The organism is Stenotrophomonas sp. YJH_SMC_73, assembly GCF_059370155.1.
This window is the reverse complement of record NZ_JCAFTJ010000006.1, coordinates 283,739-307,929: the sequence shown is the minus strand read 5'-3', so window position 1 is coordinate 307,929 and position 24,191 is coordinate 283,739. Positions and strand designations below refer to the sequence as shown.

Genomic DNA, 24,191 nt, shown 5'->3' with positions numbered 1-24,191 from the left:
TGAATGCACCCTTGCTACCGGCGAGAGGGCGGGGCTACCATCGAGACGTTTCCCGCGGCAGGAACGCGGTTGCGACATGATCGAGGTGCTTCCAGCTCCGGATGGGTCAGGTACGCAGCTGCGGCTGCGTCCCCCACGGGCGCTCGATGCCCGGCAGTTCGTCCTGTTGTTCACCGTGTTGTCGGGTGCGATGTGGCTGGTGTCCGCCCTCGGGTGGTTGGCCGGCAATGCATTCGCCCCCCTGTTCGCGCTGCTGTACAGCCTGGTGCTGGCGGCGGCACTGCGTGCCTTGTGGCGCAGCGGTGAACGGCAGGAGGAGATCCGGGTAGTGCCGGCGTACGTGGAGGTCATCCCCGTACCCGGTGGATCGCCGGTGTTCCGGGCCCACCCCCACTGGGTGCGCCTGCTCACCGGCGATGAGAGGGTCCGGCTGGCATCCAGCGGCCGGCAGGTGGAGGTGGGGAGTTTCCTCGCGCCGGCCGAACGTCAGACGCTCGCAGAGACACTTGAAAGCTTGCTCGCCGCCAGCGATGGCGGCAACCGACGACGCTAAGGGTCTAGGCAATGAAGCAAAGCAGCAGGTGGGGCACGAAGTGCGTTGCAGCGGTCACCGCCATGGTGGCCGGGGGACTGATGCCGGCGTTGGCCTGGGCCCAGGCGGCCGATCCCAAGCCGTGGCAGCTGAACATGGGCAAGGGGGTGACCCAGACCTCGCGCCTGGCCTGGGAATCGAACAATCTCTCGTTGATCATCTGCACGGTGATCGGCGTCATCGTGTTCGGCGCGATGGCCTACGCCATCTTCAAGTTCCGCAAATCCAAGGGGGCAGTCGCCGCCACCTTCAGCCACAACACCAAGGCCGAGATCATCTGGACGGTGATCCCGGTGATCATCCTGATCGTGATGGCGTGGCCGGCCACGGCCAACCTGATCAAGATGTACGACACCCGCGATGCCGAGATGACGGTCAAGGTCACCGGCTACCAGTGGATGTGGAAGTACGAATACCTCGGCGAGAACGTCACCTTCACCAGCCGCCTGGACCGCGAGTCCGACCGCGTGCGGCAAAGTGGCATCGTGCCGACCCGTGAAAGCCATCCGCACTACCTGCTGGATGTCGACAACCGGCTGGTGCTGCCGGTCGACACCAAGGTGCGCTTCGTCATCACCTCCGACGACGTGATCCACGCCTGGTGGGTGCCGGCGCTGGGCTGGAAGCAGGATGCCATTCCCGGCTTCATCAACGAAGCCTGGACCAGCATCGAGCAGCCTGGCGTGTACCGCGGCCAGTGCGCCGAGCTGTGCGGAAAGGACCACGGCTTCATGCCGATCGTGGTCGAGGCGGTGTCCAAGGAGGAATTCAAACAGTGGCTGGCGCAGCGCAAGCCGGCGCCGGCTGCCGCGCCGGCCACGCCTGCGGCACCTGCCGAACCGGCTGCACCGGCGGGCGAGGCGCCGGCTGCGCCTGCTGCTGCAGAAGCGGCCAGCGCACCTGCCACTGCAGCCAGCGGCGCGTGATGTAAAGCCCGCGGCCGCCCGCGGCCGTGGTGACAACCGATTCTGAGAGGTGTTTTGCAATGGCGCACTCGGCAGTTGGGCACGACGATCACCATCACCAGCAGAGTTTCTTCGAGCGTTGGTTCTTCTCGACCAACCACAAGGACATCGGCACGCTGTACCTGGGTTTCAGCTTCATCATGTTCATCATCGGCGCGGCGATGAGCGTGGTGATCCGCGCCGAGCTGGCACAGCCCGGCCTGCAGTTCGTCAAGCCCGAGTTCTTCAACCAGATGACCACCGTGCATGCGCTGGTGATGATCTTCGGTGGCGTGATGCCGGCCTTCGTCGGCCTCGCCAACTGGATGATCCCGCTGCAGATCGGCGCGCCGGACATGGCGCTGCCGCGCATGAACAACTGGTCGTTCTGGTTGCTGCCGGTGGCCTTCAGCCTGCTGCTGCTGACCCTGTTCCTGCCCGGTGGTGCGCCGGCTGGTGGCTGGACGCTGTATCCGCCGCTGTCGCTGCAGGGCGGCTACAACGTGGCCTTCAGCGTGTTCGCTATCCACGTGGCCGGCATCAGTTCGATCATGGGTGCGATCAACATCATCGCCACCGTGCTGAACATGCGTGCGCCGGGCATCGACCTGCTGAAAATGCCGATCTTCTGCTGGGCCTGGCTGATCACCGCGTTCCTGCTGATCGCGGTGATGCCGGTGCTGGCCGGTGCGGTGACCATGCTGCTGACCGACAAGTTCTTCGGCACCAGCTTCTTCAACGCCGCCGGTGGCGGTGACCCGGTGATGTACCAGCACATCTTCTGGTTCTTCGGGCACCCCGAGGTCTACATCATGATCCTGCCCGCCTTCGGCGTGGTCAGCGAGATCATCCCGACCTTCAGCCGCAAGCCGCTGTTCGGCTACCAGGCGATGGTGTACGCCACCGCGGCGATCGCGTTCCTGTCGTTCATCGTCTGGGCCCACCACATGTTCACCGTGGGCATGCCGCTGGGCGGCGAGATCTATTTCATGTTCGCCACCATGCTGATCTCGATCCCGACCGGCGTGAAGGTGTTCAACTGGGTCAGCACCATGTGGCGTGGCTCGCTGACGTTCGAGGCACCGATGCTGTGGTCGGTGGCCTTCGTCATCCTGTTCACCATCGGTGGCTTCTCCGGCCTGATGCTGGCCATCGTGGCCGCCGACTTCCAGTACCACGACACCTACTTCGTGGTCGCGCACTTCCACTACGTGCTGGTGACCGGTGCGGTGTTCGCGCTGATCGCCGCGGTGTACTACTGGTGGCCGAAGTGGACCGGGCGCATGTACAGCGAGAAGTGGGCCAAGGTGCACTTCTGGTGGTCGATCGTGTTCGTCAACCTGCTGTTCTTCCCGCAGCACTTCCTCGGCCTAGCCGGCATGCCGCGCCGCATTCCCGATTACAGCGTGGCGTTTGCCGACTGGAACCTGATCAGCTCGATCGGTGCGTTCGGCATGTTCGTCACCCCGTTCATGATGGCCGCGATCCTGCTGTCCTCGCTGCGCAACGGCGAGAAGGCCGAAGCGCGAAGCTGGGAAGGCGCGCGTGGCCTGGAGTGGACGCTGCCGTCGCCGGCACCGGCGCACACCTTCACCACCCCGCCGACCATCCGCCCGGGGGATCTGGCGCATGACGACATCACGCATTGAGGTGGGGCATGCATAACGAGAGCCCGCTGCAGACCTGTAGAGCCGAGCCACGCTCGGCGGATGAGAAGCAGCCGACCAGCGGTCGGCTCTACCAGGACGGAAGCATCGAGCAGCAGCGCCAGCGTGCGAAGCGCACGGCGGTGTGGGTCGGCGCCATCGCTGTGCTGGTCTACGTCGGCTTCATCCTCAGCGGGGTGATCGGCCGATGAGCGAGGCACCGGCCAGCACACCGTCACGCAGTGCCGGGCTGCCGCGCCTGATCGGCGTGGCGGTGGCGGTGTTCCTGCTGACGTTCTCGCTGGTGCCGCTGTACCGCATCGCCTGCGAGAAGGTGTTCGGCGTGCGCCTGGAACGCGGTCCCGGTGGCGAAGCCAGCGCAGGTGCCGCGGCCGGCAAGCGCACCGTGCGGGTGGAGTTCGATGGCGGCGTCAATTCGCGACTGCCGTGGTCGTTCCATCCTGAGCAGCTGACCATGGACGTGGTGCCCGGCGAGCTCAACGAGGCGCTGTACTTTGCCCGCAACGACAGCGCAGCTGCCGTGGTCGGCAGCGCGGTGCCTTCGGTGGCACCGGCGCGTGCGTCGGGCTTCTTCAGCAAGACCGAGTGCTTCTGTTTCACCGCGCAGACGCTGCAGGCCGGCGAGAAGCGCGACATGCCGGTGCGCTTCATCGTCGATCCGGACCTGCCGCCGGAGATCAGGACGATCACCTTGTCCTACACCTTCTACCGCAACGACGCGCTGTCCGATCGGCTGGCTCCGGCCGCCACCTCGGACGGCGCGCACGCCGCACCCTGACCCGGATACCGACATGGCCCAGACACCGACCGACGCCAACGTGTACTTCGTCCCGGCCCAGAGCAAATGGCCGTTCGTGGGTTCCATCGCCATGATGGTGACCATGGTGGGCGTGGCCAGCTGGCTCAACGATGCCAGCTGGGGACGCTGGACGTTCTACATCGGCATCGCGATGCTGGTGCTGACCCTGTTCTGGTGGTTCAGCGACGTGGTGCGCGAATCGCAGGCCGGCAACTACAACCACCAGGTCGACGGATCATTCCGGATGGGGATGATCTGGTTCATCTTCTCCGAGGTGATGTTCTTCGGCGCGTTCTTCGGCGCGCTGTTCTACACCCGCAACCTGGGCCTGTCGTGGCTCAGTGGCGAAGGCCGTGGGGTCATGACCAACGAGCTGCTCTGGCAGGGCTATTCCGCCGGATGGCCGACCAATGGCCCGGCGGCGATCGGTGGCGCGTTCCAGACCATCCCGGCCTGGGGCCTGCCACTGATCAATACGCTGATCCTGTTGACCTCCGGCGTGACCCTGACCATCGCCCACCACGCACTGAAGGCCGGCAACCGCCGCCAGCTGCTGATCTGGCTGGGCCTGACCGTGGTGCTCGGCCTGGGCTTCCTGACCCTGCAGGCAGAGGAGTACATCCATGCCTACAAGGAACTGAACCTGACGCTCGGCTCCGGCATCTACGGGTCGACGTTCTTCATGCTGACCGGCTTCCACGGCGCGCACGTGCTGCTGGGCACGATCATGCTGATCGTGATGTGGCTGCGTTCGGCCAAGGGACACTTCACCCGCGACAACCATTTCGGTTTCGAAGCCGCCGCGTGGTACTGGCACTTCGTCGACGTGGTGTGGCTGATGCTGTTCCTGTTCGTCTACGTGCTTTGATCAGGCGCGCATCGGTGGTCTCAGCCGCCGATGCCGTGTGGTTTGATCCAGCCCATGTAGATGCTCACGATCACCAGCAGGATCAACGCTACCGACACCGCGATGCGGCGCGTCAGTGCATTGACCGTGCGCTTGGTCTGGCCGCGGTCGACCAGCAGGTAGTACAGGCCGGCGCCCAGATTCCAGACGATGACGATCAGAAACGCGATTACCAGCAGGGTCTTCAGCGAATCACTCATGCGCGGCTCGAGGGCAGGGTGGATGTGCCTATCTGACCGCGTTTGCGCGGACTTGTCATGATGCGCCAGCACACGCGCGTGTTCGGATGGTTGCTGGCCGTGCTGGCGATGGCCGGATTCACCGCATTGGGGCTGTGGCAGCTGCAGCGCATGCATGCCAAACAGGCAATGTTGGATGCACAGGGTCCAGCCGTGGCACAGGCGTTGCCGCTGTCGCAGGCCCTGGCGGCGCCCGGCGCGTTGCACGGCGTGGCCGACCACGGTCGCTTCCTGCCCGGCGTGGTACTGCTGGACAACCAGATCCGGCATGGCCGCGCCGGCGTGAAGATCTATCGCCCCTTCCGCAGTGACGACGGCAGCGTGCTGCTGGTCGACCTCGGTTGGCGTGCGCTGCCGCCGGATCGCACGCTTCCGCAGGTGCCTTCGCCGCCTTCGCCGGTGGCCGTGCGCGGGCTGCTCGCGCCGCCACCGTCGGCGGGACTGCTACTGGGCCCGGCGTTCTCTGCTACCGGTGAGGCCGGGCGCTGGCTGGCCAGCCGGTTGCCGGACGACGGGCTGGCGCGCGCGCTGGGGCTGCAGGCGCTACCCGACCGCGTGCTGAGGCTGGACCCGGCGCTGCCCTTTGGCGACGAGCGCGATCTGGACCTGCTGCCGAACACGCTGCCGCCTCAGCGCCACCTGGGCTACGCCGTGCAGTGGTTCGGGCTGGCCCTGACCGTGCTGGTGGTGGCCGTGGTGCTGGAGCGGCGGCGGAGGCGCGTGATTACCCGGTAGTGCCGGCCGCTGGCCGGCAACCCCCGCAATCCTGGATGCCGGCCAGCGGCCGGCACTACCGGCATCCCCTACCCAACCATGAGAAAATGCCCCGCATGAACACTGCTACGTCCCCGCAGGCGCGCGGTTCCGGCCGCCGGACCCTGGTGCTGCTGTTTGCCGTGTTCTTCGGGGCGATGGCACTGGCCGCCGTGCTGCGCTTCTCCGGCTGGCAGCCGACCGGGCACCGCAATGCCGGCCAGCTGCTGAAGCCGCCGGTGGACCTGCGCCAGCAGGCGCCGACCCTGGCCAGCGGCCAGTCCTACCCCTGGAACCCCGAGGCCCGTACCTGGCGCCTGCTGGTGGCCCCGGCCGGTGCCTGCGACGCGCAGTGCGTCACTTTGTCGCAGGGACTGGGCAAGGTGTGGCAGCTGTTCGGCCATAACGCCGATAATGTCGAGATCCTGTGGCTGGGTACGCCACCGGCGTCGATCGCCTCGCTGCCCGCGCTGCGGCCGCTGGCTCCGTCGCCAGCCCTGCGCGCGGCGTTGCCGGGCGTCGATGATCCGGCGGGACTGCCGGTCTACGTGATCGATCCGAACGGCTTCGTGATCATGCGCCATGCCCCGGGTTCCGACCTCGGTGGCCTGCGCAAGGACATGGCCACGTTGCTGAAACTGAAGTGAGTCCCGTTTGATGAGCCTTTCCGCGCGTCCGGCGCTGCACCGCAATTTCCACCGCCTGGCGTGGTTCGCCATGATCATGACCGCGAGCACGATCATGTTCGGCGCCTTCGTGCGCCTGTCCGATGCCGGCCTGAGCTGCCCGGACTGGCCGACCTGCTATGGCCAGGCCACCTGGCCGCAGCACGTGGAAGAGACCATCGGCCACCCGGCGGCGGAGATCCGCCCGCTGGAGACCCACAAGGCCTGGCGAGAACAGGTGCATCGCTTCCTGGCCGGCGCGCTGGGCATCGAGATCCTGACCCTGGCGCTGCTGGCCACGCGCAAGCGGCGATTCGGAAGCACGGCGGTGGTGACCGCCTGCGTGCTGGTGGCCGCCGGCATACCGCTGTACATGATGGGCTGGCATGGAACGGCCAGCGCGCTGGCCCTGATCGGCGAGGCGATCCTGCTGATCGCCGCGCTGCGCTGGAGCAACATCGATCTCGCACGTGCGGCGCTGCTGACCTTGGCGGTGGTGATCTTCCAGGCCCTGCTGGGCATGTGGACGGTGACCCTGCTGCTCAAACCCATCGTGGTGATGGGCCATCTGCTGGGTGGCATGCTGATGTTCGGCCTGCTGGTGTGGATGGCCTGGCGCGCGACGCACATGCCGATCACCCTGGCCGAAGCGCCGAAGCTGAAGTGGCTGATGCGCATCGGCGTGGCAGTGCTGGTTACCCAGATCGCGCTGGGTGGTTGGGTCAGCGCCAACTACGCCGCACTCGCCTGCGGCGGTGGCAGCGCCTCGCTGGACAACTTCCCGCGCTGCGCCAACCAGTGGTGGCCGCAGCACAACTTCGTCGAAGGCTTCACCCTGTGGCGCGGCATCGGCGTGGATTACGAAGGCGGTGTGCTGGATGGCGCTTCGCGCATCGCCATCCAGATGGCGCACCGCCTGTTCGCGGTGGTGGTGGCCGTCTACCTGCTGTGGCTGGGCGTGCGCCTGTTCCGGTTGCCGAGCATGCGTGGCTGGGCCAGCGCGCTGATCGCGCTGCTGGTGCTGCAGGTCACCCTCGGCATCCTCAACGTGAAGCTGGCGCTGCCGCTGGAAGTGGCGGTGGCCCACAACGGCGTGGCCGTTGCCCTGTTGTTCGTACTGGTCAGCCTGCTGGCCCGCCTGCGTGCCCCGGACTGATTCCATGTTTTCCAATTACCGCCAGTACTGGGACCTGACCAAGCCCAAGGTCGTCGCCCTGATCGTCTTCACCGCCCTGGTCGGCATGGTCCTGGCCATCCCCGGCGTGCCGAGCTGGGAGCAGGTGCGCGCCGGCCTGCTCGGCTTCCTCGGCATCTGGCTGGCGGCCTCGGCCGCGGCCGCCATCAACCAGCTGCTGGACGCGCACATCGATGCGCAGATGGCGCGCACCTCGTGGCGCCCGCTGGTGGTGGGCAAGGTCAAGCCGTGGCAGGTGCTGGTGTTCGCCGGCGTGCTGATCGTGCTGTCGATGACCCTCCTGGTGCTGTGGGTGAACCTGATCACCGCAGTGCTGACCTTCGCCTCGCTGATCGGCTACGCGGTGATCTACACCGTGTACCTCAAGCGTGCGACCTCGCAGAACATCGTCATCGGTGGCCTGGCCGGCGCGATGCCGCCGATGCTGGGCTGGGCCGCAGTGACCGGCATGCAGGGTTCGTCGGACTGGGCGTACTCGTCGCTGCTGGTGCTGATCATCTTCATCTGGACCCCGCCGCACTTCTGGGCGCTGGCGATCTTCCGCCGCGAGGATTACGCCAAGGCGGAGATCCCGATGCTGCCGGTGACCCACGGCGTGGCGCACACCCGCAAGCAGATCATGGTGTATTCGGTGGTGCTGGCGCTGGTCTGCCTGTTGCCATACCTGGTGGGCATGAGTGGTGCGTTCTACCTGGGCGGCGCGATCGTGCTCAACGCCGTGTTCCTCTGGTACGCCTGGCGCATGCTCGACCCGCCGGATGAGCTGTTCTCGATGAAGATGTTCTATTACTCCATCGTCTACCTGATGGCGCTGTTTGCCTTCCTGCTGGTGGACCACTGGATCCTGCCCTGGCTGTGACCTCGGGGTCGGATCCCCGAAGGGGCTCTGACCCCACCTGATCGCGCGGACATCCTCGCATGACGTGGATCACCTTGAACCGCCGTCTCGGCGTCGCCATTGCTGTTCCTGACCCCAGGGAAAGGAAGCAGCAGGGATGCATTCGTTCTTCCGTTGGACCACCGCGCTGATGCTGGCGCTGGGCATGGCCGTGACCGCGCATGCCGACGACACTACCGCGCAGATCCGCCAATACGCCGCTGGCCATCGCATGCTGGTGCTGGGCGAATTCCACGGCACACGCGAGACGCCACTGCTGGTGCGGCAGCTGGTGGACGACTACAGCCGCAATGGCGCGCCGGTCCTGCTGGCGCTGGAACTGCCACGCGCCGAGAACCCTGTGCTGCGCGACTATCTGGAATCCGATGGCGGGGCCGCGGCGCGCCGGCACCTGCGCGGCCGCGCGTTCTGGACCGTGCGCGATGACCAGCATGATGGTCGCCGCAGCCGCGACATGCTGGCGATGATCGAAGGCCTGCGTGTGCTGAAGGCGCAGGGGCGCGTGATCGAAGTGGTTGGCTATGACGTCAATGCCAGCAGTGGCGGCAACCAGGCGCGCGATGACTTCATGGCAGCCGAATTGCGACGGCTCTATCGAGGGTTGCCAGACAATGCACGCATGCTGGTGCTGACTGGCAATGTCCACGCCATGCTGCGGCGGCCGGAAGGTATGCCGCCGGAAATGCAGAGGCGGCCGATGGCCTCCCAGCTGCGGGACCTGGATATCTACAGCGTGCGGTTGGGTGCGCTGCGTGGCCAGGCGTGGGCGTGCGCGGACCGTTGCATGGCGCGGCCACTTCCAGAGCAGGTGGCCCCGCGGCTGCGGGGCGATACCCATGCGGAACGGGCGTACGACCTGTGGGTGTGGATGCCGGAGCTGAGCGTCGGCACGCTCGTGGATCCGTAGCGTCAGGCAACCCATCCACGCATGGCGTGGATCTACTGTGGTTCACGCCATCCGTGGTATGGAGTAGATCCACGCCATGCGTGGATGGTCTACCCGGAACAACCCGCGCGCCCTGTCAGGGCTTGCGCCGCGCATACCGCTGCGCGATCACGCCGCAGACGATCAGCTGGATCTGGTGGTAGATCATCACCGGCAGCACGATGGCGCCCAGGCTGCCGCCGGCGAACAGCACCTTGGCGATCGGCACGCCGGTGGCCAGGCTCTTCTTCGAGCCGCAGAACACGATGGCGATCTCGTCCTCGCGGTTGAAGCGCAGGCGACGGGCGATGAAGGTGATCAGCGGCATGGCGATGCCCAGCAGCACAGCGGCCACGATGGCCACAGCCAGCAGCGACAGCAGCGGGGTCTTGCTCCACAGGCCTTCGGTCACCGCTTCGCCGAACGCCGAGTACACCACCAGCAGGATGGTGGCCTGGTCGGTGTAGCGCAGCAGCGCGCGCTGGCGTTCCACCCAGCCGGCAATCCACGGCCGCAGCAGGTGGCCGGCCACGAACGGCACCAGCAGCTGCAGCATGATGCCGCCGATCGCATGCAGCGGATCATGGATGCCGCCCGAGGTGCCGGCCAGCGCGGTCAGCAGCAGCGGGGTCAGGAACACGCCGAGGATGCTCGACAGCGAAGCGCTGCACACCGCTGCGGGCACGTTGCCATGCGCCATCGAAGTGAACGCGATGGACGACTGCACGGTGGAGGGCAGGGTGCACAGGAACAGCACGCCCAGGTACAGCTCCGGGGTCAGCAGCCAGCCCGACAGTGGCTTGAACATCAGCCCCAGCAGCGGGAACAGGATGAAGGTGCATGCCAGGATGGTCAGGTGCAGCCGCCAGTGCAGCATGCCGCCGATGATCGACTCGCGCGGCAGGCGCGCGCCATGCAGGAAGAACAGCGCGGCGATGGCGACGGTGGTGACATCGTCGAGGACGATGGCGGCGGCGCCCTTCATCGGCAGCAGCGAGGCCAGGCCGACGGTGCACAGCAGGGCGAGGGTGAAGTTGTCCGGTCGCAGGCGCGACCACCAGCGGGTCATGGTGGGCAGGGTCCTTGGTGCGGAGGGTTCAGGGCGAGGTGACCGGCGTTGCCAGGCGTTGGCGGGTGGCGGCTTCCAGCGACTTCAGGCCAGCACGCTGGCCCAGCTGAAGGGCCTGTTCGGGGCTGGCATGTTCGTACCGTGCATTGACCAGGCCGAGCACGGCGCCGGCGCGGTTGCCGGACGCACAGTGCAGCAGCACCGGCCCCTGGCTCTGCTGCAGGGCCAGGTGCACGGCGCGCACGTTGGCCGTATCCAGGCCATCGGCGCCGGCCACCGGAATGCGCACGTAGCGCAGGCCCAATGATTCGGCGAGGCGGGTTTCATCGAAGCCCCGGTCCTCGCCGGGCTGGCGCAGGTCGATCACAGTGCGCACGCCCTGTGCAGCCAAGGCCTGCAGCTGTGCGGCGCTGGGCTGGCCGCCGGCATACAGGCCGGGGCGGACTTCGTTGAGGGGCGCGTCTTCGGCCAGGGCCGTCAGTGACAGGCAGAGCGACAACAACAGCAGGCAGGTCAGGCGCAGCAGCATGGTCTTCTCCGTGAAAACGTTCTGCCGCTACAGGCGCAGTCCGGCGCGCGCCTTCAGCAGCTCGCGCAGTTCGTACTTGTCAGTATCGTCCAGGCCCTGCTGGCGCTGCTTTGCCAACAACTCCTCCAGACGTTGCACCAGCAGCTGTTTCTCCAGCTGTGCCACTGCGTCGTGCAGTTCCTGGGTCCAGCTGGCCTCGGTGCCGGGCAGCGTCTGTGCGGCCAGGGTATGCAGCGAGGCCTGTTCCTCGCGCCCGTCGAAGTGTTCCAGCAGGGCGCCGGTACTGATGTCCGGGCGCTGTTCGACCAGCCCCAGCAGCTCCAGCAGCAGTTCCACGCCGGGCAGGCGCAGGCCTTGGAAGTGGTGCTTGCCGCCCAGCGTCAGCGCCAGCGACGGCTGCTGCAGCAATACGGCGATCGCGCCGCGCACCAGGCTGCGCTTGGCCACGGGCTGGATCGTCCGCTGCGGCTGGCGTTGCGGCATCGGCGCGCGCGTGGCCTGGGCAGTACCGCCCAGGCCGGTCAGCTGCGCCAGCTGCTGCTTCATCAGGTCGCCAAAGGCGCCGTCGGGAATCTGCGCCAGCATCGGCTTGGCGCGTTCTGCCAGGCGCGCCTTGCCGTCCAGCGTGCCCAGGTTGATCTCGCGGGTCAGTTCATCGAAGAAGAACTGCGACAGCGGCGTGGCCTGCTTCAGGCGTTCGTTGAAGGCCTCGGCGCCTTCCTTGCGCACGATGGTGTCCGGGTCCTCGCCATCGGGCAGGAACAGGAAGAACGCCTGGCGGCCATCCTTCATGCGCGGCAGCACCGATTCCAGCGCCTTCCAGCCGGCGCGGCGGCCGGCGGCGTCGCCGTCGAAGCAGAAGAACACGTCCGGTGCGTTGCGGAACAGCAGCTCGGCATGGTCCGGCGTGGTCGCGGTACCCAGGGTTGCCACCGCCTGGGTGACGCCGAACTGGAACAGCGAGACCACGTCCATGTAGCCCTCGACCACGATCAGCCGCTCGATCTTCTGGTTGGCCTGGCGCACCTGCCACAGGCCGTACAGTTCGCGGCCCTTGTGGAACAGCGCGGTCTCGGGCGAGTTGAGGTACTTGGGGCCGTCGTCCTTCTCGAACACGCGGCCGCCGAAGGCGATCACCCGGCCACGGCGGTCGAAGATCGGGAACATCACCCGGTCGCGGAACTTGTCGTAGACGTGGCCGCGGTCGTTCTTGGAGAACAGGCCGGCGCGGTCGAGCAGCTTCATGCGCCGCTCGTCCTTGCCCAGCGCGTCGCGCAGGCCGCTGTAGCCATCCGGCGCGTAGCCGATCTGGAAGCGCGCGCGGTTCTCTTCGTCCACGCCACGCCCATCCAGGTAGCTGCGGGCCTTCTCGCTGCCCTCCAGGTTCTTCTGGAAGAACTTGGTCGCCGCGTCCAGCGCCGAGTACAGCTCGCGGCTGTCGTCCTGCTGCTGCGGGCTGCGCGGATTCTCGTTGCGCGGCACTTCCATGCCGGCGCGCTTGGCCAGTTCATCCACCGCGTCGAGGAACTCGAGGCGGTCGTAGTTCATCAGGAAGCTGATCGCGGTGCCGTGCGCGCCACAGCCGAAGCAGTGATAGAACTGCTTGGTGGGCGAGACCGTGAACGACGCCGAGCGCTCGTCATGGAACGGGCAGCGCGCGGCGTACTCCTTGCCCTGGCGCTTCAACGGCACGCGGCTGCCCACCACCTCGACGATGTCGGTGCGGGCGAGCAGGTCGTCGATGAAAGCGTCGGGGATACGGGCCATGGGCAACAGGGCAGGGCGCGGTGCAGGACCACGCGACGGAACCGGGGGCGGTCGGCCTAGTTTACCCCCTGTCGGGCACCTGGCTGGCGGTTGCCGGATCAATGCCGGCTGCGGCCAGGTGATGACGCGCGCGCAGGCGCTCATCGATCACCGCCGTCATCAATGCGCCAACGAAGAACACGACGGTGGCGTAGTAGATCCAGACCAGCGAGATCACCAGCGCACCCATCGAGCCGTAGGCACTGCCGGGGGCCACGGTGGCGATGTAGACGCCGATGCCGTAGCGGCCCAGTGCGAACAGTGCCGAGGTGATGACGCCGCCGATGAAGGCCTGCCGCCAGGCCACGCGGCGGTCGGGCAGGTAGTGGTACATGAAGGCGAAGCCGACTGCGTAAAGCAGCAGGCTCGTGACGTACCCCAGCGCGGGCAGGATCGAGGGCAGCTGGGCGAAGGCCACCTGCAGCACCGTGGTGGCCGTCATCGACAGGATCAGCAGGAAGCCCAGGGCCAGCACCACGCCGAACGAGAACACGCGCTTGCGCAGCCAGGCCTTGAGGCCTTCCAGACGCTCGCCGCTGGTGCGGAAGATCAGGTTCAGTGCGTTCTGCAGTTGGGCGAACACGGCGGTGGCGCCGACGAACAGCAGCAGCGTGCTCCACACACCCGCCAGCGAGCCGACATCCGGCTGGTTGTCGGCGTTCTTCAGAACGGTTTCGGCCACGGTAGCCGCGCTGCTGCCGGCCACCGAGCTGATCTGGTCGATCAGCGCCTGCTGGGCCGGTGGGTACAGCGAGGCGGTCAGCCACAGCAGCAGCACCAGCAACGGTGCCATCGACAGCAGGGCGTAGAAGGAGACGGAAGCTGCCTGGGTCAGCACGTCGACGTCGATGAAGCGCTTGGCCACCGCCATCGGAAAGCTGTCCTGCAGGCGCTTGAGGTACTTGTGCAGGGACACGGGAACGTTGGGCTCGGGTTCAACCATGTGTGCGGTTGTAGCAGGCGACCGACGAAGGTGCGGTGAAGCGGGTGCATCAATGGGGTCAGAGCCCTTCCGCGCTGCGGAAGGGATCCGACCCCAGGTGCTGGATTACGCCAGCAGCTGCTTGACCAGCTTGGAGACCAGGCCCATGTCGGCCTGGCCGGCGAGCTTGGGCTTCAGCGCGCCCATCAGCTTGCCCATGTCGGCCGGGCCGGCGGCACCGGTCTCGGCGATGGCGGCCTGGATGGCGGCCACGATCTCGGCCTCGCCCATCTTGGCCGGCAGGTAGGCTTCGATGACCACGATCTCGGCGCGCTCGATCTCGGCCAGGTCTTCGCGGTTGGCGGCTTCGTACTGGCTGACCGAGTCCTTGCGCTGCTTGACCATCTTGTCGAGCACGGCGATCACGGCGGTGTCGTCCAGCTCGATGCGCTCGTCGACTTCGCGCTGCTTGATGGCAGCGTTGATCAGGCGGATCACGCCCAGCTTGTGCTTCTCGCCCGCCTTCATGGCGGCCTTCATGTCTTCGGTGAGCTGCTGCTTCATGCTCATGAGGAACCTCGTGGTGGTAGGTGGGGCGGGGCGGCTGCCCGAACCCGGAAACGCAAAAAGCCGGCGACGCTCGCGCGTGCCGGCTTCGGCTCCATCGCGACAGGCAGGCCCGCCGCAATGAAGATGCGTCCGATCAGTACAGGCGCTGACGCTTGGTGACGTCGCGCGACGAGCGGCGCAGCTGACGCTTCACAGCAGCGGCGGCCTTGCGCTTGCGCTCCTGGGTCGGCTTTTCGTAGAACTCGCGCTTGCGGGTTTCGGCCAGCACACCGGCCTTTTCGCAAGTGCGCTTGAAGCGGCGAAGAGCAAACTCGAAGGGCTCGTTCTCGCGGACTTTGACGCTGGGCATGGAATCTCCGGGACACAGTAGAACCGGGTCACGCCCGGCGAGCCGCACATTATAGCGGCGAAACGACAAACTGCAAGCGGCCAACCCTGAATACGGGCCGGGGGTTCGAAAGCAGTGAGATCTGCACGTCCCCCGAGGGGGCGGCAGGGGCGTCATAATAGCAGGCATGCGAGTCCTTGGCATCGAATCTTCCTGTGATGAGACCGGCGTGGCGGTGTATGACACCGACCTGGCCGGCAGCGCGGCCCTGCGCGCCCATGCGGTCTACAGCCAGATCGCCCTGCACGCCGAATACGGTGGTGTGGTGCCCGAGCTGGCCAGCCGCGACCATGTCCGCAAGCTGCTGCCACTGGTACGCCAGACCCTGGCCGACGCCGGCCTGGGCGTGGGCGATATCGATGGCGTGGCCTACACCGCCGGTCCCGGCCTGGTCGGCGCGCTGCTGGTGGGCGCTGGCGTGGCGCGTTCGCTGGCCTGGGCGCTGGAGGTGCCGGCCGTGGGCGTACACCATATGGAAGGCCACCTGCTGGCCCCGCTGATGGAAGACGACCCGCCGGAAGCGCCGTTCGTGGCGCTGCTGGTGTCCGGTGGCCACACCCAGCTGGTGGCGGTGGATGCGATCGGCCAGTACCGCCTGCTGGGCGAGACCCTGGACGACGCGGCCGGCGAGGCCTTCGACAAGACCGCCAAGCTGATGGGCCTGCCGTACCCGGGCGGCCCGCAGCTGGCCAGGCTGGCCGAGCAGGGCACGCCGGGCGCGTACCGCTTCGCGCGGCCGATGACCGACCGCCCTGGGCTGGATTTCAGCTTCTCCGGCCTGAAGACCCAGGTCCTGATGGCCTGGCGCGACAGTGACCAGAGCGAGCAGACCCGCGCCGATATCGCCCGCGGCTTTGAGGATGCGGTGGTCGAGACCCTGTCGATCAAGTGCGAGCGCGCACTGGAAGCGGCCGGGACCAACGTGATCGTGGTGGCCGGCGGCGTCGGCGCCAACACGCGCCTGCGCGCCCGCCTGCAGCAGATGGCCGAGCGCCTCGGCGGCCGTGCCTGCTTCCCGCGGCCGGCACTGTGCACCGACAACGGGGGGATGATCGCCTTCGCCGGCGCGCTGCGCCTGCAGGCCGGCCAGCACAGCCCGCCGAAGGTGGATGTGACACCGCGCTGGGACATGGCGACCCTGCCGGCGGTCTGAGCCGGTGGCGCCGGGCCATGCCCGGCGGACGCATTACCGATGCACTGCCAACGGCGACGCCGCCAGCACGGTTGTCGCCCGCTCATGGCGCTGCAGCCAGCCCAGCGTATGTGGGCAGCGGGCATGGATCAGCCGCCCGATCGCGGCCAGGTCGGCGCCGATGTCACGTTCCAGGACCGGCTCGTGGTGGGCGATGCGGTTGCGCAGGTGGCGGATGCGTCCGATATCCGCATGGATGGCTTTCCTGACGGCACTGGGATGAGCAGAGGGAGCATGCTGCAGAACCCTGCTGAGTGCGGGTATCCAAAGTGTGGAGTCGAAGCGACAGGTAAAGAGCTGCTGCCAGAACACCATCGGCAGGTTGGCGACGATCCCAGGTGTATCGGTTACGCGGCTGGCAAGTTGTTCCAGTACCGTGCGCGGAGAAGTACTGGATGAGGTTGGCAGCCTCCGTCGGAAGGCACCATTCCAGGGCCAACGCGGGCCATGCTGCCTGGCGAGCGCAGCTGCAGCAGCGTTGCGGGTGACCACTTCGCACAGATGGACCGGCATCATCAGTGCACTGCACATCCGCATGTTCCACAGGTACAGGCATTCGGCTGTGACGTCGGGGCTGCAGGTCGATGCGATTCTCTCGTAAGTAGACAGACGCTCCGCTGACAACGCGCGCCGCAGTACATCGTATGGAGCCATCGTCATGTGCGGTGGTGAAGGAGGAATCGATGTTCGCGAGAGTGGGCGGCGGCGACCATCAGGGAACGTCCTTGTCCGCGCGGCTGATTTTCTGCGTTTTGCCTCGGACGAATACCTGACCTGTCCTGTCGGATTTGGCCTTGACCGGCGATCTGGTCCTTGCCTAATCTGCGTGCCTGCGCCACCGGGACTCGCGGCTGGATTTCAGCTCCCCCCGGGGACAAACGGTAGTACCAAAGGGCCCTGCTAGTGGGGCCCTTTGTTTTTTCCGGGCCACCCCACGCCGGTGGCCCACCGCCCGTTCCGGGCAGGCTCACCGCCGTGCCGTTACCATGGCCGCCTGTATTCGTGCCGGTAAGCGCAATGGACAAGGTTTTCATCGAGGGGCTGACGATCGACGCCCTGATCGGTATCTACGATTGGGAACGACGGATCCGCCAGGACCTGGTGTTCGACCTGGAAATGGGTTTCGACAACCGTCGCCCCGCTGCCACCGATGACATCGCCCACACCTTGAACTACAAGGCGGTGAGCAAGCGCCTGGAACAGTTCGTGCGCGAGTCGGAGTTCGGCTTGGTCGAGACCCTGGCCGAGCGCTGCGCGCAGATCGTGCTGGACGAATTCGACGTGAAGTGGCTGCGCCTGAAGCTGAGCAAGCCGGGCGCAGTGCGCGGCGCGCGCGCGGTGGGCGTGATCATCGAACGCACGCGGGACTGACCCGGTCGTGCCGGCCGCTGGCCGACAACCCCGGTAGTGCCGGCCGCTGGCTGGCAACCTTGGCAACAACGAAACAGACAGGAGACAACTGATGGTGGACGCGGTGGTGGCGGTACAGTGGCTGGAACGGCTGCAGAACACACTGGAACCCTATCCCGGCGCCTACCTGGCGTTGATGATCTCGGCGCTGCTGATCGCCGCTGGCCTGGCCAACTGGGTGACCAAGCGCATCCTGCTGCGCGGGCTGCGGCGGCTGCTGAGCCGCCTTCCGGGCGCTGACACTGGCCGCGGCAGCCACCTGATGCGGGTGATCTCGCGCCTGTCGAACGTGGTGCCCAGCCAGGTGATCGCCTCGGGCATCCGCATCGTGCCGGACCTGCCGCCGGGCCTGGTCAGCTTCATCATCGGCGCCTGCCAGGCGTGGGCGATCCTGACCGTGGTGCTGGCCATCTCGCATGCGCTGGATGCGGCCAACGATCTGTACGAGCGCCGCCCCGAGGCACGCAACAAGCCGATCAAGGGCTACCTGCAGGTCGCCAAGATCGTCCTCTTCGTGATCGCCGGCCTGTCGATCGTCGCTACCCTGGCGGGCGTCGACCTGCGCTATCTGGTCACCGGCCTGGGCGCGGCCACGGCGGTGCTGATGCTGATCTTCCAGGACACCATCCTGTCGCTGGTGGCCAGCGTGCAGATCAGTGGCGATGGCCGCGTGCGCATCGGCGACTGGATCGAGATGCCCAGCCAGAACGCCGACGGCGACGTCATCGACATCGCGCTGCACACCATCACCGTGCAGAACTTCGACAAGACCATCACCACCATCCCCACCAAGAAGCTGGTGACCGAGTCGTTCAAGAACTGGCGCGGCATGCAGGAGGCCGGCGGGCGCCGGATCAAGCGCGCGCTGTACCTGGACCAGCACAGCGTCGGCTTCCTGGACGAGGGCGACCTGGCCTTCCTCGGCGAGTTCGCGCTGCTGCGCGACTACCTGCGCGACAAGGAACAGGAACTGGGGCAGTGGAACGGGCGCCTGCGCGAGCAGGGCGTGGCCGAGGTCAACAGCCGCCGCGTGACCAACCTGGGTACGTTCCGGGCCTATGTGGAGCGCTACCTGCGCAGCCACCCGGGCATCCATACCGACATGACCCTGCTGGTACGGCAGCTGCAGCCGACCACCGAGGGCCTGCCGCTGGAGCTCTACTGCTTCACCCGCAGTACTGCCTGGGCCGAGTATGAGGCGGTGCAGTCGGACATCTTCGACCACCTGCTGGCGATCCTGCCGGCCTTCGGCCTGCGGGTATTCCAGGCCTCCAGTGACGCCATGTTGATGGCCGGGCAGCGCCAGTTGGCCGGCTCGGAGTAAGCTGCGGTGCCCCCGGCGGGGCCATACGGACCCCGCTGGTGGCTGAAACTGAATGAAGAAACCTCTCGCCAAACGGCTCGGGATCGCTAGAATGCCGGGCTTGTAAACGTTTTCATCAAGGACTGCCGGTGGCCTCCGATCGCATCGAATCCCTCATTGCCCAGATGACCGCCGAGGAAAAGGTCGGCCAGCTGGGTGTCTTCGCGGACATGGTCCGCCCGTTCGCCCCGGACGTGAACCCGGAAGCCAACGTGCGCAATGCCGACCAGGTGCTGCAGCAGGTGCGCGAGGGCAAGGTCGGCTCGCTGTTCAATGGTGTGGGCGCCGAACTGGGCCGCCGCATCCAGCAGGTCGCCACCGAGGAGAGCCGCCTGGGTATCCCGGTGATCCTGGCGGCCGACGTCATCCACGGCATGCGCACCGTGTTCCCGATTCCGCTGGGCGAGGCCGCCAGCTTCGAGCCGGACCTGGCCGAGCGCACCGCGCGCGCCACTGCGATCGAAGCCACCGCCGCGGGCCTGCACTGGACCTATGCGCCGGCCGTGGACATCGCCCGCGACCAGCGCTGGGGCCGTGGCGCCGAAGGTGCCGGCGAGGATGTGGTGCTGGGCTGTGCGTTCGCCGCCGCCCGCGTGCGTGGCTTCCAGGGCAGCGACCTGCGTGCGGCCGATTCGCTGCTGGCCACGCCCAAGCACTTCGCCGCCTACGGCGCGGTGATGGCCGGCATGGAATACAACATGGTGGACATCTCGCCGCAGACCCTGCGCGACGTGCACCTGCCGCCGTTCAAGGCCGCCTTCGAGGCCGGCGCGATCACCGTGATGTCCTCGTTCAATGACATCAATGGCGTGCCGGCCAGCGCCAATGCCGAACTGCTGACCGACATCCTGCGCGGCGAATGGAAGTTCCCGGGCGTGGTGATCTCCGACTACACCGCCGACATGGAGCTGGTCGCGCACGGCTACGCCGCCGATGACCGCGATGCCACGGCCAAGGCGTTCACCGCCGGCCTGGACCTGAGCATGCAGAGCGGCTTCTATGCCGAGCACCTGCCCGGCCTGGTCGAGAGCGGCGAGGTGCCGATGGCGGTGCTGGATGAGGGCGTGCGCCGCATCCTGTGGCTGAAGGAGACCATCGGCCTGTTCGACGACCCGTACCGTTCGCTGGACCCGGCGCGCGAAGCGGATACCTCGCACATTGCCGCGCATGACGAACTGTCGCGCGATGCCGCGCGGCGTTCGATCGTGCTGCTGAACAACCGTGACAACGTGCTGCCGCTGCAGAAGACCGGGCAGAAGATCGCGCTGATCGGCCCGTTCGTGCAGGACCGCGAGAACATCGAAGGCTGCTGGACGCTGTTCGGCGACAAGCAGCGTTACGTGGACCTGGAAACCGGCGTGCGTGCCGCCATCGGCGACGAAGCGCTGCTGGAAATCGTGCCGGGTTGCGAACTGGAAGCCGCGATTCCGGGCGGCACGGAAGCCGCTGTGGCTGCCGCACTGCGTGCCGACGTGGTGGTGCTGGCGCTGGGCGAACCGCAGCGCTACAGCGGCGAAGCACAGTCGCGCGTGGAGATCACCCTGCCGCCGGCACAGCAGGCGCTGGCCGAGGCCGTGGCGATGACCGGCAAACCGCTGGTGGTGCTGCTGCGCAATGGCCGCGCGCTGGCATTGCAGGGCGCAGTGCGCAATGCGCAGGCCGTGGCGGTGACCTGGTACCTGGGCACGCAGACCGGCCATGCCGTGGCCGATGTACTGTTCGGCGACTACAGCCCGTCCGGCCGCCTGCCGGTCAGCTTCCCGCAGGTGTCCGGCCAGCAGCCGTACTTCTACAACCACCCGCGCACCGGCCGTCCGGAACTGCCGACCATGTCGGAGTTCAAGGCGCGCTGGCGCGAGATTCCCAATGAACCGCTGTACCCGTTCGGCCATGGCATCGGCTACACCACCTTCGCCTACGGCGTGCCGCAGCTGAGCACGGCACAGCTCGGCTGGGACGACACCCTGACCATCACCACCGTGCTGACCAACACCGGCCGCGTGGCGGGCGAGGAAGTGGTGCAGCTGTACATCCATGATCGCGTGGCCAGCCGCGTGCGTCCGGTGCGTGAACTGAAGGACTTCCGCAAGGTGGCGCTGCAGCCGGGCGAGTCAGCCGAAGTGGTGTTCACCTTGACCCGCGAGCAACTGGCCTTCACCGGCCGCGACGGCGTGCTGCGTGCCGAGCCGGGCCAGTTCGACCTGTGGGTCTGTGCCTCGTCGGCCGCCGGCGAAGCGGTGCAGTTCGAGCTGCTGAAGGCCTGATCGAAAAAAGGGGACGGAGGGGATTAAGTCGTTTGTGCCAAAACGACTTAATCCCCTCCGTCCCCTTTTTTGTGGTCCTCACTGTGGCGGCGCTACCATCGGGCCTCCTGTTCGATGGAGTGCGCGCATGCGCCGGATGGCCTACCTGATTCCCGCCCTGCTGCTGGCGGCCTGTTCGCAGCCGGCGCCGCCGGCCGAGCCTGCAGCGGATGCGCCGCCGCCGATGGAGGCCAGTGCTGCTTCGACGCCTGCGGCTGAACCGGCGGCGCCGGCTGCCGAAGCCGCCGCTGCACCTGCCGCACCGGCAGCCGAGGCGGCCGCCGAGGATGCGCGTGCGCGCATCGAGTCGCTGCTCGGCGATGCCGCGCAGTTCGAAAAGGTCTTCAATGCGTTCAAGGCCGCCGTGGTCGGCGGTGATCGCGCTGCGGTGGTCGAGGAAGTGCGATTCCCCTTGAACATCAGCGGCGGAAAGAAGATCTCCGGCCCCGGAGAGTTCCAGCGCAACTACGAGAAGATCATCACGCCGGAGGTGGTCAAGGCGGTGTCCGCGCAGGACTTCGGCAAGGTGTTCGTCAACCAGCAGGGCGTGATGATCGGCAGCGGCCAGGTGTGGTTGAGCGGCCAGTGCCTGGACCAGGCCTGCACGAAGACCGAGGTGAAGGTCATCACCATCCAATGAATGCAGACGCCCCGCGTGCGGGGCCGTTTGGCAAGGGTAGTGCCGGCCGCTGGCCGGCAACCGCAGGATGCCGGAAGGATCCAGGGTGCCGGCCGGCGGCCGGCACTACCTCAGGTCTTCGGCGTGAGCTTCAGCAGGCGCGCCTTGCTGCCGTCTTCCAGCAGCCACAGCGCGCCGTCCGGGCCCTGTTCCACTTCGCGGATGCGCTCGCCCATGTTGAAGCGCTCGGCTTCGCGCGCGCTGTCGCCATCGAAGGCCACGCGCACCAGCGAGGTGGACGACAGGCCACCGATGAAGCCGCTGCCCTTCCACTGCGGGAACAGGCTGCCGCTGTAGATCACGAAGCCGGCCGGCGAGATCACCGGCGTCCAGGTCACCTTCGGCGCGGCGAATTCCGGGCGCGTATCGTGGTCGGGAATCGGCCGGCCGTCGTAATGGTCACCGTTGGAAACGATCGGGTAGCCGTAGTTGGCGCCACGCACGATCAGGTTCAGTTCGTCGCCGCCGGCCGGGCCCATCTCGTGCGCCCACAGCTTGCCGTTGGCATCGAAGGCCATGCCGAGGATGTTGCGGTGGCCCAGCGACCAGACCTGTGCGGCCACCCCGCCCTGCGACGCGAACGGATTGTCGGCGGGCAGGCTGCCATCGTCGTTGAGGCGGATGATCTTGCCGAGGTTGCTGCCCATGTCCTGGGCCGGATCGAACTTCTGGCGCTCGCTGGAGCTGATCCACAGCTTGCCGTCCGGGCCGAAGGCGAGGCGATGCCCGTAGTGACCCTCACCGCTGACCTTGGGGCTCTGCCGCCAGATCACCTTCAGGTCCTTCAGCTGGCCACCGCCGTTGGCATCCAGTGCCAGCGTGGCCCGGGCTACGGCGGCACCGCGGGTATCCAGCGTGCCTTCCTCGGCATAGCTGACGTAAACGACATGATTCCGGGCGAAATCCGGGTGCAGGATGATGTCGCCGAAACCACCCTGGCCAGCATAGGCGACCTTCGGAACGCCGGTGATCTCGTGCTTCTGGCCGCTGGCCGGGTCCAGGTGCTGGAGCTTGCCGCGCTTTTCGGTGACCAGCAGGCTGCCGTCGGGCAGGAAGGTCATCGCCCAGGGCTGGTCGAAGCGGCTGACTTCGGTGGCGTTGAACGGGCGCTGGTCGGTGGCGGCAGAGGCCGCCGTGGCGGTCTGCGCACTGTTGGCGGCCGGATCGGCAGCATTGCAGGCGGAGGTGGCAAGGATCGGCACAAGGCCGAGGGCGAGCAGCAGGGGCGTGCGGGTCATGGGTATCTCCAGTGCGGGGATGCGGATGGCCGGGCTGTCCCTTGTATACCACCGGCACCGTGAGCGTCGTGGCCCGAAGGTCCTGCGCCCCCTGTGCGAGCGCTGCGGGATCGTCTAGGGTGGGCACGCCCGGGCAAAGCGTGCCCGCCTGCCTGCCAAGGACCTGCAATGAACACTGCCATGCCCCACAAGCCGTCCACCGCCTTCATCGCCGCCTCCTGGGTGGCCCTGCTGCTGGGGGCGGCGGCGTACCTGATCGGCCTGTTCAACGCCACGATGGCGCTCAACGAGAAGGGCTACTACCTGACCCTGCTGCTGTTCGGCCTGTTCGCGGCGGTGTCGCTGCAGAAGAGCGTGCGCGACCGCGTCGAAGGCATTCCGGTCAGTGGCCTGTACTACGCGCTGTGCTGGTTCGCGCTGCTGTCGGCGCTGATGCTGCTGCTGGTCGGCCTGTGGAATGCCACGCTGGCGCCGAGCGAGAAGGGCTTCTATGGCATGGCGTACGCGCTGTCGCTGTTCGGTGCGGTGGCGGTGCAGAAGAACACCCGCGATCTGATCGCCGCCGGTGGCGGCGAGAGCAAGCGCAGTGCGATCGTACCGCCGCTGCCGGAGCAGGAGTGATCGATCCGATGTAGAGCCGGGCCATGCTCGGCTCAGTCGAGCGTGGCTCGACGTTACAGACGAGGTGCGAGAGCCGAGCGTAGGCTCGGCTCTACAGAAGCCTGGCGCTATCGTGCCAGCCGCGGATCCGCCAGCTGTGCCTCCTCCCAGCCACGACGCACCGCATTGCGTGCCTGCGCCCAGTCCAGGCGGCTGCGGCCGCGTTCGTTGGCCCAGCGTGATTCGAGCTCGGCCTCGACCTGTTCATAGGCGCGGATCATGTCCTGTGCACGCGCGGCGTGGCCGATGCGATAGGCCGGCTCGTAGTCCTCGAAGAACAGCTGGTCGTCGTAGTACGGCTCGGCCGTGTAGCGTTCGCGCCAGTAGTTGCTGATCGCGTCGCGCGGCGTGCTGTCGTCCGGTACGCGGCCGGGGATCTGGTACTCGGTCATGGAAGGCTCCGTTGTGGACGTAGCCCGATCGTGCCTGTGTGGCGGTTAACGGCCCGGTCCGGCAGCGTGATCACCAGATCAATCCG

General features: G+C 67.0%; 27 protein-coding genes. 17 read left to right on the top strand and 10 right to left on the bottom strand.

Features of this window, described 5'->3' with window-relative positions; genetic code table 11:
- Positions 1 to 76: 76 nt before the first annotated feature.
- The 6 genes from AC5P8R_RS12475 to AC5P8R_RS12450 are packed head-to-tail and all read left to right on the top strand — an operon-like array spanning position 77 to position 4,870.
- Complete coding sequence (locus AC5P8R_RS12475) at positions 77 to 553, top strand: DUF2244 domain-containing protein (RefSeq protein ID WP_014645689.1); 477 nt, start codon at positions 77 to 79, stop codon at positions 551 to 553.
- 11 nt (positions 554 to 564) lie between these two features.
- The gene (gene coxB, locus AC5P8R_RS12470; RefSeq protein WP_041863004.1) at positions 565 to 1,518 is read left to right on the top strand and encodes a cytochrome c oxidase subunit II; all 954 of its coding nucleotides are present in this window, start codon (positions 565 to 567) and stop codon (positions 1,516 to 1,518) included.
- 59 nt (positions 1,519 to 1,577) lie between these two features.
- Positions 1,578 to 3,185, top strand: coding sequence for a cytochrome c oxidase subunit I (gene ctaD / locus AC5P8R_RS12465; protein ID WP_004153896.1), 1,608 nt, complete (start codon positions 1,578 to 1,580; stop codon positions 3,183 to 3,185).
- 8 nt (positions 3,186 to 3,193) lie between these two features.
- Positions 3,194 to 3,394, top strand: coding sequence for a hypothetical protein (locus AC5P8R_RS12460; protein WP_495223483.1), 201 nt, complete (start codon positions 3,194 to 3,196; stop codon positions 3,392 to 3,394).
- On the top strand, positions 3,391 to 3,981 hold the full coding sequence (locus AC5P8R_RS12455) for a cytochrome c oxidase assembly protein (RefSeq protein ID WP_014645692.1): 591 nt from the start codon (positions 3,391 to 3,393) through the stop codon (positions 3,979 to 3,981). The genes AC5P8R_RS12460 and AC5P8R_RS12455 overlap by 4 nt, the downstream gene beginning before the upstream one ends.
- A 13-nt stretch (positions 3,982 to 3,994) precedes the next feature.
- Complete coding sequence (locus AC5P8R_RS12450; protein ID WP_005407793.1) at positions 3,995 to 4,870, top strand: cytochrome c oxidase subunit 3; 876 nt, start codon at positions 3,995 to 3,997, stop codon at positions 4,868 to 4,870.
- Between the two features lie 20 nt (positions 4,871 to 4,890).
- Here AC5P8R_RS12450 and AC5P8R_RS12445 read toward each other — a convergent pair whose 3' ends face one another.
- Positions 4,891 to 5,109, bottom strand: a complete 219-nt coding sequence (locus tag AC5P8R_RS12445; protein WP_005412025.1) for a twin transmembrane helix small protein — start codon at positions 5,107 to 5,109, stop codon at positions 4,891 to 4,893.
- 57 nt (positions 5,110 to 5,166) lie between these two features.
- Between AC5P8R_RS12445 and AC5P8R_RS12440 the strand changes: the two genes are divergently transcribed.
- From AC5P8R_RS12440 to AC5P8R_RS12420, 5 genes are all read left to right on the top strand, one after another.
- On the top strand, positions 5,167 to 5,883 hold the full coding sequence (locus tag AC5P8R_RS12440; protein ID WP_495223482.1) for an SURF1 family protein: 717 nt from the start codon (positions 5,167 to 5,169) through the stop codon (positions 5,881 to 5,883).
- 95 nt (positions 5,884 to 5,978) lie between these two features.
- Positions 5,979 to 6,548 (top strand): redox-active disulfide-containing membrane protein, encoded by a 570-nt coding sequence (locus tag AC5P8R_RS12435; RefSeq protein ID WP_046428212.1) that lies wholly within the window; start codon positions 5,979 to 5,981, stop codon positions 6,546 to 6,548.
- A gap of 10 nt (positions 6,549 to 6,558) precedes the next feature.
- Positions 6,559 to 7,722 (top strand): COX15/CtaA family protein, encoded by a 1,164-nt coding sequence (locus AC5P8R_RS12430; protein ID WP_180835697.1) that lies wholly within the window; start codon positions 6,559 to 6,561, stop codon positions 7,720 to 7,722.
- Positions 7,723 to 7,726: 4 nt separating this feature from the next.
- Positions 7,727 to 8,620: a heme o synthase gene (gene cyoE, locus AC5P8R_RS12425; RefSeq protein ID WP_046428214.1), complete on the top strand. Its 894-nt coding sequence runs from the start codon at positions 7,727 to 7,729 to the stop codon at positions 8,618 to 8,620.
- Positions 8,621 to 8,756: 136 nt separating this feature from the next.
- On the top strand, positions 8,757 to 9,566 hold the full coding sequence (locus AC5P8R_RS12420) for a hypothetical protein (RefSeq protein WP_032957767.1): 810 nt from the start codon (positions 8,757 to 8,759) through the stop codon (positions 9,564 to 9,566).
- Between the two features lie 115 nt (positions 9,567 to 9,681).
- Here AC5P8R_RS12420 and AC5P8R_RS12415 read toward each other — a convergent pair whose 3' ends face one another.
- The 6 genes from AC5P8R_RS12415 to rpsU form a co-directional block, all read right to left on the bottom strand.
- Complete coding sequence (locus AC5P8R_RS12415; RefSeq protein WP_032957769.1) at positions 9,682 to 10,653, bottom strand: bile acid:sodium symporter family protein; 972 nt, start codon at positions 10,651 to 10,653, stop codon at positions 9,682 to 9,684.
- Between the two features lie 28 nt (positions 10,654 to 10,681).
- Positions 10,682 to 11,182 carry a protein tyrosine phosphatase family protein gene (locus AC5P8R_RS12410; RefSeq protein ID WP_069118091.1) on the bottom strand — a complete coding sequence of 167 codons (501 nt, stop codon included), beginning with the start codon at positions 11,180 to 11,182 and terminating at the stop codon, positions 10,682 to 10,684.
- Between the two features lie 27 nt (positions 11,183 to 11,209).
- A complete protein-coding gene (dnaG, locus tag AC5P8R_RS12405) occupies positions 11,210 to 12,949 on the bottom strand; it encodes a DNA primase (RefSeq protein WP_032957772.1) in 1,740 nt (579 codons plus the stop codon).
- A 61-nt stretch (positions 12,950 to 13,010) separates the two neighbouring features.
- Complete coding sequence (locus tag AC5P8R_RS12400) at positions 13,011 to 13,931, bottom strand: YihY/virulence factor BrkB family protein (protein ID WP_032957774.1); 921 nt, start codon at positions 13,929 to 13,931, stop codon at positions 13,011 to 13,013.
- Positions 13,932 to 14,036: 105 nt separating this feature from the next.
- Entirely contained in the window at positions 14,037 to 14,480 is a 444-nt protein-coding gene (locus tag AC5P8R_RS12395; protein WP_014645703.1) for a GatB/YqeY domain-containing protein, read from the bottom strand.
- Positions 14,481 to 14,613: 133 nt separating this feature from the next.
- On the bottom strand, positions 14,614 to 14,829 hold the full coding sequence (gene rpsU / locus AC5P8R_RS12390; protein WP_002808376.1) for a 30S ribosomal protein S21: 216 nt from the start codon (positions 14,827 to 14,829) through the stop codon (positions 14,614 to 14,616).
- Between the two features lie 166 nt (positions 14,830 to 14,995).
- Here rpsU and tsaD point away from each other — a divergent pair, with 166 nt between their 5' ends.
- A complete protein-coding gene (tsaD, locus tag AC5P8R_RS12385) occupies positions 14,996 to 16,021 on the top strand; it encodes a tRNA (adenosine(37)-N6)-threonylcarbamoyltransferase complex transferase subunit TsaD (RefSeq protein WP_495223480.1) in 1,026 nt (341 codons plus the stop codon).
- A 33-nt stretch (positions 16,022 to 16,054) separates the two neighbouring features.
- Here tsaD and AC5P8R_RS12380 read toward each other — a convergent pair whose 3' ends face one another.
- Positions 16,055 to 16,720, bottom strand: coding sequence for a hypothetical protein (locus AC5P8R_RS12380; protein ID WP_495223479.1), 666 nt, complete (start codon positions 16,718 to 16,720; stop codon positions 16,055 to 16,057).
- Between the two features lie 357 nt (positions 16,721 to 17,077).
- Here AC5P8R_RS12380 and folB point away from each other — a divergent pair, with 357 nt between their 5' ends.
- The 4 genes from folB to AC5P8R_RS12360 all read left to right on the top strand — a co-directional run bounded on the left by folB (position 17,078) and on the right by AC5P8R_RS12360 (position 21,776).
- Entirely contained in the window at positions 17,078 to 17,431 is a 354-nt protein-coding gene (folB, locus tag AC5P8R_RS12375; protein WP_005407807.1) for a dihydroneopterin aldolase, read from the top strand.
- A 91-nt stretch (positions 17,432 to 17,522) separates the two neighbouring features.
- The gene (locus tag AC5P8R_RS12370) at positions 17,523 to 18,794 is read left to right on the top strand and encodes a mechanosensitive ion channel family protein (RefSeq protein WP_046428231.1); all 1,272 of its coding nucleotides are present in this window, start codon (positions 17,523 to 17,525) and stop codon (positions 18,792 to 18,794) included.
- A 128-nt stretch (positions 18,795 to 18,922) separates the two neighbouring features.
- A complete protein-coding gene (locus AC5P8R_RS12365) occupies positions 18,923 to 21,097 on the top strand; it encodes a glycoside hydrolase family 3 N-terminal domain-containing protein (RefSeq protein WP_495223478.1) in 2,175 nt (724 codons plus the stop codon).
- A gap of 127 nt (positions 21,098 to 21,224) precedes the next feature.
- On the top strand, positions 21,225 to 21,776 hold the full coding sequence (locus AC5P8R_RS12360; RefSeq protein WP_014645708.1) for a hypothetical protein: 552 nt from the start codon (positions 21,225 to 21,227) through the stop codon (positions 21,774 to 21,776).
- Positions 21,777 to 21,886: 110 nt separating this feature from the next.
- Here AC5P8R_RS12360 and AC5P8R_RS12355 read toward each other — a convergent pair whose 3' ends face one another.
- Positions 21,887 to 23,053, bottom strand: a complete 1,167-nt coding sequence (locus AC5P8R_RS12355) for a PQQ-dependent sugar dehydrogenase (protein ID WP_180835701.1) — start codon at positions 23,051 to 23,053, stop codon at positions 21,887 to 21,889.
- A 168-nt stretch (positions 23,054 to 23,221) separates the two neighbouring features.
- Between AC5P8R_RS12355 and yiaA the strand changes: the two genes are divergently transcribed.
- Positions 23,222 to 23,674, top strand: coding sequence for an inner membrane protein YiaA (gene yiaA / locus AC5P8R_RS12350; RefSeq protein ID WP_014645710.1), 453 nt, complete (start codon positions 23,222 to 23,224; stop codon positions 23,672 to 23,674).
- 107 nt (positions 23,675 to 23,781) lie between these two features.
- Here yiaA and AC5P8R_RS12345 read toward each other — a convergent pair whose 3' ends face one another.
- Positions 23,782 to 24,105 carry a hypothetical protein gene (locus AC5P8R_RS12345; protein WP_014645711.1) on the bottom strand — a complete coding sequence of 108 codons (324 nt, stop codon included), beginning with the start codon at positions 24,103 to 24,105 and terminating at the stop codon, positions 23,782 to 23,784.
- Between the last annotated feature and the right edge of the window lie 86 nt (positions 24,106 to 24,191).